9 protein-coding genes are annotated in these 13,083 nt (G+C 37.2%); 7 read left to right on the top strand and 2 right to left on the bottom strand.

Annotated features, from left to right (window positions below; all coding sequences use genetic code 11):
- Window position 1: 1 nt before the first annotated feature.
- Together G3I01_RS16750 and G3I01_RS16745 are read right to left on the bottom strand one after the other, a co-directional pair.
- Entirely contained in the window at window positions 2-1,369 is a 1,368-nt protein-coding gene (locus tag G3I01_RS16750) for a TolC family protein (RefSeq protein WP_219549855.1), read from the bottom strand.
- A gap of 511 nt (window positions 1,370-1,880) precedes the next feature.
- The gene (locus tag G3I01_RS16745) at window positions 1,881-4,118 is read right to left on the bottom strand and encodes a Na-K-Cl cotransporter (protein ID WP_219549853.1); all 2,238 of its coding nucleotides are present in this window, start codon (window positions 4,116-4,118) and stop codon (window positions 1,881-1,883) included.
- Window positions 4,119-4,457: 339 nt separating this feature from the next.
- Between G3I01_RS16745 and serA the strand changes: the two genes are divergently transcribed.
- The 7 genes from serA (at window position 4,458) to G3I01_RS16710 (ending at window position 12,999) form a co-directional block, all read left to right on the top strand.
- A complete protein-coding gene (gene serA, locus G3I01_RS16740) occupies window positions 4,458-6,350 on the top strand; it encodes a phosphoglycerate dehydrogenase (RefSeq protein ID WP_219549851.1) in 1,893 nt (630 codons plus the stop codon).
- Between the two features lie 154 nt (window positions 6,351-6,504).
- The gene (locus G3I01_RS16735) at window positions 6,505-8,328 is read left to right on the top strand and encodes a DNA/RNA non-specific endonuclease (RefSeq protein WP_219549849.1); all 1,824 of its coding nucleotides are present in this window, start codon (window positions 6,505-6,507) and stop codon (window positions 8,326-8,328) included.
- 375 nt (window positions 8,329-8,703) lie between these two features.
- Window positions 8,704-8,868 (top strand): hypothetical protein, encoded by a 165-nt coding sequence (locus G3I01_RS16730; RefSeq protein WP_219549847.1) that lies wholly within the window; start codon window positions 8,704-8,706, stop codon window positions 8,866-8,868.
- Window positions 8,869-9,581: 713 nt separating this feature from the next.
- Window positions 9,582-10,136 (top strand): hypothetical protein, encoded by a 555-nt coding sequence (locus tag G3I01_RS16725; protein ID WP_219549845.1) that lies wholly within the window; start codon window positions 9,582-9,584, stop codon window positions 10,134-10,136.
- 200 nt (window positions 10,137-10,336) lie between these two features.
- Window positions 10,337-11,101: a LytTR family DNA-binding domain-containing protein gene (locus tag G3I01_RS16720; protein ID WP_219549843.1), complete on the top strand. Its 765-nt coding sequence runs from the start codon at window positions 10,337-10,339 to the stop codon at window positions 11,099-11,101.
- The gene (locus G3I01_RS16715) at window positions 11,102-12,205 is read left to right on the top strand and encodes a histidine kinase (protein WP_219549841.1); all 1,104 of its coding nucleotides are present in this window, start codon (window positions 11,102-11,104) and stop codon (window positions 12,203-12,205) included.
- Window positions 12,206-12,333: 128 nt separating this feature from the next.
- Window positions 12,334-12,999 (top strand): hemolysin III family protein, encoded by a 666-nt coding sequence (locus tag G3I01_RS16710; protein ID WP_219549839.1) that lies wholly within the window; start codon window positions 12,334-12,336, stop codon window positions 12,997-12,999.
- Window positions 13,000-13,083 lie beyond the last annotated feature (84 nt).

The following is a 13,083-nucleotide window of genomic DNA, read 5'->3' as shown; positions in this document are numbered from 1 at the left end:
ATTATTCTTCCAGGTATTTTAATTCTTCCATTTCAACTTCTCTTTCAGTTTCAAAACCTCCGGCGAGTGCACGGTATAATGAGATTCTAATTTCCAGTAGTTGTTGTCTGGCATTGATAAGGTCTCTCTGTAATTGCTGTTCCTGTCCCAGGGCCAACAATACATCCAGGTAATCTGTTAATCCATTTAAAAAGGAAAGTTTTAATTGTTTGTTTGTTTTTGCAGAAAGATCCAGCTGTTTTTCGAGGGTAGTTATTCTTTCTTTCTGCTTTATTTCTCGGATTAATGCATCTTCAACCTCCCTAAAAGCAATTAGCACAGTTTGTCCATATTCATATAATCGTTGATTTTTCAAGGCTTCTGTTCGGTCTACTTCAGCTTTAAGTCTTCCGCCATAGATCAATGGAGCCACTATATTCCCGGCAAGGGTATAAGCCCAATCCTGAAACAAGGCATTAAAATCATTAGATCTGGCCTGTGCGCTTAAATCAAGTGAGATCTGCGGATATTTATTTCTAATAGCCTGCGCCATATCGCGATCTGCGGCTAGCACCAGGCTATAGGCGCTTTTAAGATCGGGCCTTCTTCTGGTCAATTCCAGCGGTAAACTGGTTTCGGGTAAACCTGGAAGTTCTGGAAAGTCGGTATTTGGAATATTGCTTAAATTTTGAGGTGGTATACCCAGTAATACCGCAAGTTGATTCTCAATAAGCTGTACTTCGGTTTCAAAAGTGATCTTCTGATTGCGAGTAGATTCCACAAGATTCTCCTGCCTTAAAATATCTACTGCTCTAATTTGTCCACTGGTATATCTCGCCCTTATCAGTTTTAAAATATTCTCATTGGTCTCAACCTGTTCTTCAATAAGAGCAAGCTCTTTCCTCGCAGCCACCAGCCGATACCAATTTATAGCTGTTTCTGCAGAAACCGTCATCGCCGCAGCCTGATAATCGAAATAATTTGCCTGAGCCCGGAATTCTTCGGCCTCGATACCTGAGCGAATTCTTCCCCAAAGATCTATTTCGTAAGCGGCGGAAACTCCAAATCTCGTATTCTCACCCCCGGCAAAATCTGGCTCCGGGCGACTTATACCGGTTCTGGCTTCAGCCTGAATGTCGGGGAATAAGAAGGAACGCTGTCTCTTTACACTAGCAATAGATGCCTGAAATTGTTCCCAGGAACCTGCCAGTTCAAGATTAGCCGTGAGAGCGGTATCTACCAGCCGGTTCAAAACTGGATCTTCGAATGAAGTCCACCATTTTTCCTGAACATTAGTATTACCACCATCGGTAAAATTTTCTGGATTTTCTATAGGAGCCTCCACATCTTGCATTTTGGGAGCACAGGAAAAGAAAAAAATAAAAAGCATTCCTAATCCAATGAATGGTTTTATCTGGAAAATCGGGGCTATATGTAAACCTGATGGCTTTATAACGATATCGATTTAATTTGGGAGGGGTTTTTAAGGGATTATAAACCGTTAAACCTCAGTGAATTCTAAAGTTACAGAAATTTTTAGAATACAGACAGCGCACCAGGTCTATAGCCTTTCTTTTATTGATTAATTAACAACTGTAAAGACTTTTACACCTGTTATCGGGGTGCATCTAGTAAAAAAGAACTCCGTAAAAAAGGAATTGGCTGGGATTCAGATCTTTTTAAAATAATTACCGGACCTGAAGCAGGCAAACCGACCCTACTCAATTTGCTTTGCCTTTTAAAACGGTCCGGTAATTTTATTTAATTCTTTTAGAAAATTAGAGTACTAGCGATATACAAGTATGGATAAAAGGTATATTGTTACAGTTGAAATGCAGGAATTTTGAATTTTCTTTTTCTATTCAAATAATTAAATTGGCTCTCAGATAATTACAGTTAGTTTAATCCTTACGGAAAACATCCTGCTGCATCAAAACCTCTCCAAAGGAGATCTCTTCAGCGGCCATTACTAGAATTGTTGTCGGTAGATCTTTCAATCGTTTTTGTAAACTTGCATAGTAATTCTCAAAATTAGCATCTGGTTTCGCCATACCCATAAATATTAGATCTGCTTTGGCCGAAGATTCCTGTAATACTTCGTCGAATGATCTACCTCCGGAAACTATTATCTCCAATTTAAATCCTGTTCGAAGCTTTTTAATTACCTGGGCAATATTACGGTGTGCATCCTCGCCGGCTTTGTCATTTTCCACCATCATTTTAAGGGTTACCCTGGCACCGTACCAGGCCCGGCTACTTTTAAGCAAATATGCCAGAATCATCAACAAACCTCCATTACCTTTTAAACCACCCCACCAAACGTCTATTTGTTCTTTTTCCCCGAAGCCTTTTTCTTTATTATCCCTAACCAAAACAAGATTTCGGTTAAGCTTATAAAATTTAGTGATCATGTCACAATACTGTTTTCTAAAAGCAATATTTTCACTATCACCAAGAATGATCGTATTTGGCTCGAGAGAGGCCAGGCCATAGGCTTTTACAAAATCTTCAGCGCCTTTAAAGGTGTCTTCTGCTTCAATAACCCGCGCAAAACCACGGGAACTTTTTTTAGTTAAAAAATCCTCGATATTCTGCTGCATCTGTTTTCTACGTTCAGAAGTAGTATGACTACTGGTGAGAACCGTAGCAACTGTTAGAATCCCCCGGTTGTGAGTGATATTTGAAGCAAAATCTATAAGATGCCATCTCTTGGTTGGAGCGCCAGAAAGTACCAACGGATTAGGCCTCCACGTTTTAGATTCCTTGGCACTCCTAAGGTTTAATAAGCTTATCCTAACCAGGGCCATCCATACACCCCTGCGCACATCTCCCCATGCTGTTTTCATTTCCCTGCTCTGAAGCCAGACAAATATAATGGCTATAAAAATAAAGGCGATCCCGGTGGCCAGGCCATTAATAAGGAACATAACGGCTATACATCCTAAAGTTCCAAGAAGAGAAAAGATCCAGTGTATTTTAAAAGCGGGCCTGAACGAAGGACTATCCAGAATTCCCTCTATTCCCGCTGCAGCATTTAAAACTCCATAAGTGGTAAGAAAGAACATAGTAAGGATAGGAGCAATAATATTAAGGTTGCCCAGGTATACGGCAATAAGTGCAATGAACATAGTAAATAAAGTTCCATACCTCGGAGAGTCATCTTTGGCAGAACCTCTACCCAACCAGTTCAACCATTGAGGTAAAACTCTATCTCTTGCGAGGGCCTGTAAAACACGTGGAGCACCAAGTATACTTCCAACTGCGCTGGAAAGCGTGGCACCCCAGACTCCAATAAGGATCGCATCACCCCAGTAGGAGATCTTTCTCATTATCATGGGATCTGCAATGAGGGTTTCGGCATCAGCACGATATGCCAGTATGATGGGTAAGGTCATGTAAATAAAATAACCTACACCGATGGCAGCAAAGGTTCCCTTAGGAATCGATTTAGACGGATCCTTCAGATCTCCAGACATATTTACTCCGGCCATGATTCCTGTTACAGCCGGAAAGAAAACGGCGAAAACAACCCAGAAACTTTCTTTTCCTTCTACCGAAGAGCTCCACATTTCAATACTCGTATTTTCGATGGGGCTTCCAAAGGCAAGTGACAACAAGGATAGAGCAATCCCTACCATTATAAAATACTGTGCTTTTATCGCGACTTTTGCTGAGATCATAGCTAATACCGCGACTAGTATTGTTGTGATCAAACCAACCGATTTAAAATCAAGTTGGGGAAAAACGCTCACCACACTTTCGGCAAAGCCTACAGTGTATAGAGCTATAGAAAGAGTAAGAGCAATAAATAAGGGAATGCCAATCGCACCTCCAGCTTCTACGCCCAGAGACCGACTTATCATATAATAGGCTCCACCCGCTCTTACCTGTTGATCTGTTGCAATGGAAGCGACTGATAATGCAGTTAAAAACGTTATGGAAACAGAAAGGGTTACAATGATCAATGTTCCCAGAAGTCCAACATTTCCTACCACCCAGCCAAACCGCAGGTACATGATCACTCCAAGAATAGTAAGTATGGAAGGAGTAAAGACCCCGCCGAAGGTACCCAGACCGCCTTTAACAGAAGGTATTACCGGATCGTTATTTTGATTCCTGGTTTTAAAGAATTTCTTCATAGGTTCAACGAAACCTTAATTTGATCTTAGTAAAATTTTGAATCAATGATCATCAGGATTAACCTTGTCTTGAGTAAATGAAGATAGTGAATATTTCATTACAGGTTATTCATCATGAAAGAAGTCTTAAATCAAGTTACTGGAAAAAGAATTTCTTTGTAAATGTGAGTTTTCCGCAAAAAAATCAGTTTATCGATCAAAAAATTTTCGTTTTGAAAGTTATTAGCATCTTTTTTAAGGAAACTGTAATTAGACATTTCAGCCATAAAAAAATCTGTTTTTAAATGCATCAAAAAGACTTAGTTTTATCGGTTCAAAGCAATAGTATTGAATTTCAATATGGAGAATAAAAGGCATTTTGTTATCGATTTTGACAGCACATTTACCCAGGTAGAAGCTCTGGATGTGCTTGGTGAGATCACTCTGGCGAATAACCCCAACAAAGACAGGAAATTAAAAGAACTTAAAGAACTTACAGATCTGGCAATGGGCGGGAACCTTGCTTTTAGAGAATCCCTTGAGAGAAGATTGGAGATCCTGGACGCTCATAAAAATGAGATCCCGGAGTTGATCGCCAGGCTTAAAAAAAAGGTCTCAGTTTCCTTTGTTAGAAATGAAGAGTTCTTCACCGAATACCAGGACCGGATCTACATTATTTCAAACGGGTTTAAAGAGTTTATTGTTCCTATTGTAAAAGAATACGGGGTAAAAGAAGAGAATGTCTTTGCCAACAATTTTGTTTTTGATGAAGAAGGGAATATCAATGGTTTTGATCAGAATAATGTACTTTCTTCAAATAATGGCAAGGTTGAGCTTTTAAAACAACTTGACCTTAAAGGGGATGTTTATGTGATTGGAGACGGTTATAACGACTACGAGATCAAAGCCGCTGGCCTGGCCAATAAATTCTATGCTTTTACCGAAAATGTAGAGCGAGATAACATCCTCGATAAAGCAGACCACATCACACCAAGTCTTGACGAATTCCTATACCTTCATAAAATGAATAAAGCTATTTCTTATCCAAAAAACAGAATCAAAGTTCTATTACTTGAAAATGTCCATTCTGATGCAGTAACCATTATGAAAAATGAGGGTTACAATGTTTCTACAATTTCGGGCGCCCTGGATGAAGAGGAACTGGCTGAAAAGATCAAGGATGTTTCGGTTCTGGGTATCAGGTCAAAAACACAATTAACGGCTAAGGTCCTTGAAAATGCGAACCGGCTTATAGCAGTTGGAGCCTTTTGTATAGGTACCAACCAAATAGATCTTGAAGCCTGCCTTAAAAAAGGTGTAGCTGTATTTAATGCACCGTTTAGTAATACTCGTTCTGTGGTTGAACTTGCTATTGGCGAGATCATCCTGTTAATGAGGAATTTGCCAGACAGGATCGCTGAGATGCATAAAGGCGAATGGAACAAATCTGCAAAGGGAAGTTTTGAAGTAAGAGGTAAGAAGCTCGGAATTGTTGGGTATGGTAATATTGGTTCGCAGTTGTCTGTTGTTGCAGAAGCTATTGGATTTGATGTTTATTATTATGACCTTGTAGAGAAACTAGCCCTTGGGAATGCTACGAAGTGCCATAGCTTAAAGGAACTTTTTGAAAAAGTTGATATAGTTACCCTGCATGTAGACGGCCGTAAGGAAAATAAGAATATGATTGGGGATAAGGAATTTAGCTGGATGCAAGAAGGCTCCATATTTCTCAACCTTGCCAGGGGACAGGTGGTGGATGTTGACGCCCTTAAAAAACATATGGAATCTGGCCGAATTCGTGGTGCCGGAGTGGACGTTTTTCCAAAGGAACCCAAAACTAACCAGGAAGAATTTGAATCCCCATTGCGTGGGTTACCAAACCTTATTTTAACTCCGCATATTGGCGGAAGTACTGAAGAGGCTCAGGTTAACATTGGAAATTTTGTTCCAGGAAAAATTATTAATTATATCAATACGGGTAGTACTACAAATTCTGTGAATTTCCCGAATTTACAATTGCCTATCCTGGAAAATGCGCACAGACTTATTCATATTCACCACAATAAACCAGGTATTATTGCACACATTAACAGGATCCTGGCGGCTCATGATATCAATATTGTAGGGCAATATTTAAAGACAAATGAAACTATAGGTTACGTGATTACAGACATAGATAAGGAGTATGATGCAGAAGTGATCAAAGAACTTAAAGGCATCGAAGGAACTATTAGATTTAGAGTTTTGTATTAATATTCTTACATACTTAAAAATATAGAAATAATGTATTTCGTCGTTTAAAAACGTTAATAAACTCTTAATAAGTATTATTAGGTCATCTTTCACGTTGGTTGTCAATTAGATAAATTCGGGACTTAAACCCCTTATCTAATAACAAAACCAAACAATGAAAAACCCTAATTATTTTAAATACCTGCTTTTAATGCAGGTATTTCTGTTTATTATCGGATGCTCAACCGATGAATCTGAAATTTCTGATGATTCTTTTTCAGAAGTTAATTTTACCCTTAATCAAGCCGGCAATTTCGAAGAGAATTTTGAAAATGGATTTAAATCTGCCTATGCTGGCGGCATGGTAAGCTTTAGCGGTGGTGACTGGTATTTCACAAATGCTCTTACCGGAAGCTTAAGTTCAGATCTTAAAAACGGAAATCAGTCTGTAAGAATGGTTTCTAATGCTGTGATCACTATGAACTATGATTTACCGGAAGGGGCGAAGTATCTAAGCCTGCAGTATGGAAAATTTGGTCGTGATAAACAAACTTCTTTTCAGGTTTATTATTCTTCAGATTCAGGTAATTCCTGGCAAACTCTGGGAAATGAAATTTTAGTCAAAAAGTCGTTCCTGGAAACGGCTACTTTTTCCCTGAATGTAGTTGGAAATATAAGATTTGAGATCAGAAAAACTGATGGTTCAAATGAAAGGCTGAATATTGATGATATCGTGGTAGAACCGAATCCTGTAACTACTACGGGAAATATCATTGATATTAGCGAGGATTATGAAGCTGGATCAAAAGGCAGCTATTCGGCAGGAACTGTAGACCTTCCATCGGGGATTTGGTATTTGGAAGAGGCGCTGTTAGGTTCTCTGGATAACGATAGAAAAACCGGAAATAAATCTGTAAGAATTAGAGATTATGGTATTCTGGAAATGAATTATGATGTTTTGGGAGCTCAATCTGTAAGTTTTAACCACGCGGTTTACGGAACAGATGGTTCGAGTGATTGGGAATTCCAGATGAGTACAGACCAGGGAAGCAGCTGGATTACTCTGGGAACACAGAACTCGACATCTACCAATCTTCAAACGGCAAATTTTGACGTTAACTCATCTAATAATGTTAGGTTTAGAATTGTAAAATTATCGGGAAGCGGAGATAGGATAAATATTGATGATTTTACGATCTACAGCACCGAGGAAACTGGAGAAGGAACCGGTGAAGAAAATCCAACTGTTTCGGGTGCGGTTCATTTAACTATGGGAAATCCTTCAGCCGCCATTACCGATATTAATTTCCCAAATAATTATCTATTGGAAAAGGAAGAATATGTTATGTCTTATAGTAGAGACAAGGGTACAGCGAATTGGGTAAGCTGGCATCTGGATGAAGCCTGGCTGGGAAGTGCTTCCAGGCAGGATGATTTTAGATCAGACAGCAGTCTACCTTCTTCATGGTATCAGGTTGGAGCTACAGATTACCAGTATAGTGGATTTGATCGCGGACATTTGTGTCCTTCTGCCGACAGGACATTGTCTGTAGATGATAATTCTAATACTTTTTATATGACCAATATGATGCCACAGGCACCAAGCAATAACAGATATGCATGGGCAAACCTGGAGAGTTATTGCCGTTCCATGCTTGATGGAGGAAATGAAATTTATATCATTTCAGGAGGCTATGGTCTTGGAGGAGATGGTGCTAATGGATATGCTGAATATTTAGCCGACGGTAAGATCCAGATCCCTTCCAATACATGGAAAGTTATCATGATTATCCCTGACGGAACAGATGATGTTAACCGGGTTACAACTTCTACCAGAGTGATAGCGATAGATATGCCTAATAGCAATTCTGTAACATCAGACTGGACTCAGTATCTAACTACAGTAGACGATATCGAGGCTGCTACTGGTTACGACTTCTTTGACCTGGTACCAGATTCTATTGAAAACGTTATTGAATCCAATATCGATTCGATCTAAAAAAAACAACACATTTCACAACTTAGATAAGGTAAAAGCCACGCACTAGTCGTGGCTTTTTTCTTAACTTTTAGATAGTGCTTTGTTTAAATGAGCTTAATGTAATTTCTGTTCTGAAATTCTATATTTGATATAAATAGTGAATAAGGAAAAGGGTCAATTCTGAAATGATAGTCACGGCCCTTTTTTATTTTCATCTGATTATCAGACTGCTGGAAAAGTTTTCAGAAATTTCTTACACCCCAGATCTTCAGTAATAGGGGAAATACTGTTAAAAAAAGCTTAATTCACTAGAGATCAAAATCTTAAGTCTTAAATAATTCTATCTTTAGAAGCCCGGATCACTTCAGTTAATAACATATAAATTTAAGCAAGATGGATGAGAATTTATTCTATTTCGTAGTGGGAGCTTCTGTGATAATTGTAGCGGGAATCTGGATAAAACTTTTAATGGATAATACCAGGCAGGAGAAACTTATAAAAAGATATATCGCCGATCTTTCCATTCTGAAAAAGAATAGATCCAACAGAGTTCATTAAATTTTAAAGACTAATAGAGGTAAAAAATTTTATAATTTTTTTACCATAAAATTAGCTTTCAGTTAACTCAAAACAATCCTTAATTATAGTATTTTTATATAAGTAATTATCAGTGAAGTGATAGTTGCGAAGGGTAACTAAAAAATGGTTTAAATGTTTTAGTTACCCTTTTTTATTACCTAAATTTTTCCATTAGCTCTTTCAGATTACGTTCAAATAAAAGTACAGGCAGTTTAAACTTGAACCTCCCATATTTAGATCTACAAAATTGTTCAAGTAGAAAAACATTTTTACTTTCCTATACACTTCTATTCAGTTTCAATAATTATGATTTGTATTCATTTGGATCTAATTGCAGATCCGTATTTAATCACGTATCAGACTGGAAAAACTCTATAATTCCGATAGGTTAAAAAAGTAAATATCCTAATCCTTTGAATATCAGTGTTTAGAGGTAGTGCAGTGAAATAACTTCTTTTAGCGGTAAGTTACCATTATGATGCGGTGAATTACCTAATAATGATTTTAGAGGTAAAAAAATTCCTTTTATCTGTTTTAAAGCTTTTTACATGTGATTGGTTACTATACTTGGGTTGCCGGGATCATTCTATCTAAATTAAGGCTTTTATCCTGTAGTTTAGCAGTGTTATTAATTCATTAATCAATTAATCAACAGTTATCAAAAATCATTATTCATTCAAAAAACATTCATCATGAAAACATTAATTTTTTCTTTATTGCTAATTGCCGTGACAACATTCAGTCAGGCGCAGGAAATTACCCAACTGGAAGAAGCTAAAGTAGGTTTTGCACCTCTAGACACGAAAATATCACGTGACGGTGATAGATTTACTTACAAAGTAGGAGAGGCCTACGCAGGTGAATTCTCGAAAGACGCGATCGCCTTTATGAAAGCTAATTTTGATATTCAAAACTTTATTGCTGAGTTCAACGGACAAGACTATGATTCTTATGTGGTGACCTTTACCAGTCCGAAAGGATTTTTAACTGCAGATTATGATGAAGTAGGAAATTTGGTAAAGACATACCAGAAGTTTAATGATATAGCACTTCCTTTAGACGTTCGTCGAGAAGTATATATGGCCAATAAAGGTTGGACCATGACCAAAAATAAATATGTCGCTTCTGGTAGAGGAGATCTTATTGAAAAAGAAATGTACAAGATCAAACTTGAAAATGGAAACCAAAAGAGGACTATGAAATTAGATCCTAGAGCATCAGGATCATCAGTAGCAAGTAATGACTAGGTTGGAATTTATAAATAATTTGTTTTAGTCAAAGATAAAGGCTGTCAAAATTAATTTTTTGATAGCCTTTTACTGGATATAAAATAGCAGAAAATAGATTTGTATGATAAATAGTTACTTTTCTTCTCTCGAAATTGTGAATTTTTTAAAAATAATCTTGAAATAGTTTTAAATTGGAAGAGTCTAATCATTTAAAAACTATGAGAGCACTTATAATCGACGATGAGGAGTTAGCCAGGAAAAGGGTTTTAAATCTTCTGGAAGATGTAGATAAGATCGAGGTCATAGGTGAATGTTCAAACGGGCGTACGGCCATTGAAAGGATCAATGCTGATAAACCAGATCTTCTTTTTCTTGACATCAATATGAAAGACATGAATGGTTTTGAAGTATTGAAGAAAGTGGAAATATCACCCAAACCGGTAGTTATTTTCGTCACAGCCTACGATAATTATGCTTTAAAAGCCTTTGATGTTGAAGCCTTCGATTTTTTGCTAAAACCATTTAAAGATCAAAGATTTTTTAAAACTATAGACAAGGTGCTGAAAACGACAAAGTCTGAAGCTAACAGCAATTTTGAAAAGCGAATGGTAGAATTCTTCCATGAATATTCAAAAGGGGGAATTCAACTTAACGCGGTTTCAAAGATCCCGATCAAGCAAGGTAATAAGACTGCATTAGTAGACCCTAATGATATTTTATATATACAGGCCTCCGGCTATTACGCCGAGATCTATGTAGATTCTAAAAAATATGTACTAAGGGAGTCGTTGAATAATCTTGCTGAAATTCTGGATAGCAACATATTTGTAAGGATTCACAGATCTACGATCGCAAATTTGAATTATGTGGATGAAATAATTCATTCAGATTATTCAGAGATCGATGCTAAAATGACCGACGGCAAATTACTTCATATTAGTAAATCCCATAAAAAGGAGTTTTTGGATAAAATTGGAATATAAATGAGCCTCTCAACTCTCAAAAAGAAGTACATAGATTTTAAACTGGTTTTATTACTGGCCGGGTTTTATTTGTTGTTTGACTTAGTTCTACTAGTCAAGGTTAGCTATATGAGACAATATATGCCTCGAGAAGATCATTTTGTCTGGTCAGATTTCCTTATCAATAACCTGCTTTTTGACTATATCATCGTGGTGAGCTACATGACCTTAATCGCAATTAGTACTAAAAGGTTTCTGAATAAGAATTATTCCTGGGTTAAGATCATTTTTATACATACCATTTTCTCCATATTGATAGGGCTTATCATTCGGTTTATTTTCGATTTTTATGCTATTCTGATTGGGCGTATTGAGCTAGCCGATTTTAACCTCCGTAAAAGTATCAATGCTTTTATCTATGTGATAGACCTCAATTTCCTTATCTATTTTGCGATGGTGTTTATCATTTACACCTATTATTACCTTAAACAGGTCAAGGAGGCTGAGAAACGACATTCAAAGCTGGAATCTCAGTTGGTCAATACCAGAATGAAGATGCTTTCTTCACAGTTACAACCACACTTTTTATTCAATACTCTTAATTCAATTGCTGTGTTAACCGATATGGATACGGCCAAAGCAAAGGATACTATTGCTGATCTTAGTGATTTTCTTCGTGAGATACTCTATAATAGTGATCGCAACCGCATAAGCCTGGATGAAGAACTCAGGATATTGGAGTATTATTTGAACATAGTGAACGTCAGGTTTTCAGACCATTTAAGTATTAAAAAAGAGATCGATGATTCACTATTATTAAGAAAGGTGCCCGCCATGCTTTTGCAACCAGTCATAGAAAACTCAATTAAGCATGGATATTCTTACGAGCATACAGATCTTAATATCTTGGTTTCTGTTTATGAAGAAGATAAAATGCTGGTCATAAAAGTTGAAAATGATGGCGCCCCGGTTTCTGAAACCCATGCCGAGCTTATGCAAAAAGGGGTTGGCCTAAAGAATATAAACGACAGGCTTTATAATCTATATAAGGATAATTTCTTTTTTGAGATCCGAAATAAAAAAGATAATTCAGGTGTGGAAACCGTAATTAAGATACCAGAATAGAATTTTAATTAATTCGAATGAAAATTTGAACTTACCCAAAATGTATTCTCCTTTCTGAAATATTCTGAATTACCCTATTGCAAATTTCGTGATTTTCAGTTAAATTAATAAGACTATTACTACTGAAAATGGGACGTATAAAAAAGCCAAAATATTATCCCCCCGAAGAAGAACGATGGAATATTCTTTCCCATGGAGTTGGGTTTGGATTAAGCATTCTTGCCCTGGTTTTATTGATCCTGAAAGCCAACAAACTAGGAGAGCAGGAGCACCTGGTAAGTTTCAGTATTTTCGGGGCGAGTATGGTTTTGGTTTATGCCGCTTCCACTTTTTATCATAGTGCCAAAGCCAGCAGGTTAAGAATTAAGCTGAATATTTTAGACCATGCCGCTATTTATATTCTTATTGCCGGCACGTATACTCCATACGCTCTCGTAACTCTTAATGGTACCACAGGATATACTATACTCTGGCTGGTCTGGGGTATGGCATTGATTGGAGTGATCCTGAAACTTTTTTATGCAGGTAGATATCAATTGTTGTCTACAATTATGTATGTTGCCATGGGATGGCTTATAATCTTCGCAATTAATCCTCTAATAAAAAATTTATCAACCGAAGGCCTTTGGTGGCTTTTTGGCGGCGGAATTTCATATACCATTGGAGCTATTTTATTTATGCAGAATAGGATCCCTTATAACCATGCCATCTTCCATATTTTCGTTCTTCTGGGAACCTTCGCTCATTTTATAAGTATATATTTCTATATCATACCTTCAGGAGAACCGGCTTAAAAGGTATCCCCATTTGGACATAATCTTACTATTTCCTGCTAATAAATTTTCTGAATGAAACATTTTCTTATTGCTTCAATTCTA

This window comes from Gramella sp. MT6, from assembly GCF_019357415.1.
Taxonomy (GTDB): domain Bacteria; phylum Bacteroidota; class Bacteroidia; order Flavobacteriales; family Flavobacteriaceae; genus Christiangramia.
Note: the sequence above shows the minus strand (reverse complement) of the source record. Positions and strands in the feature narration are given on the sequence as shown.

Coding starts and splice junctions, on each gene's coding strand:
- serA (WP_219549851.1), top strand. CDS start 4,458: ATGGAGAATAAAAGGCATTTTGTTATCGATTTTGACAGCACATTTACC.
- G3I01_RS16735 (WP_219549849.1), top strand. CDS start 6,505: ATGAAAAACCCTAATTATTTTAAATACCTGCTTTTAATGCAGGTATTT.
- G3I01_RS16745 (WP_219549853.1), bottom strand. CDS start 4,118: ATGAAGAAATTCTTTAAAACCAGGAATCAAAATAACGATCCGGTAATA.
- G3I01_RS16720 (WP_219549843.1), top strand. CDS start 10,337: ATGAGAGCACTTATAATCGACGATGAGGAGTTAGCCAGGAAAAGGGTT.
- G3I01_RS16725 (WP_219549845.1), top strand. CDS start 9,582: ATGAAAACATTAATTTTTTCTTTATTGCTAATTGCCGTGACAACATTC.
- G3I01_RS16750 (WP_219549855.1), bottom strand. CDS start 1,369: ATGCTTTTTATTTTTTTCTTTTCCTGTGCTCCCAAAATGCAAGATGTG.
- G3I01_RS16730 (WP_219549847.1), top strand. CDS start 8,704: ATGGATGAGAATTTATTCTATTTCGTAGTGGGAGCTTCTGTGATAATT.
- G3I01_RS16710 (WP_219549839.1), top strand. CDS start 12,334: ATGGGACGTATAAAAAAGCCAAAATATTATCCCCCCGAAGAAGAACGA.
- G3I01_RS16715 (WP_219549841.1), top strand. CDS start 11,102: ATGAGCCTCTCAACTCTCAAAAAGAAGTACATAGATTTTAAACTGGTT.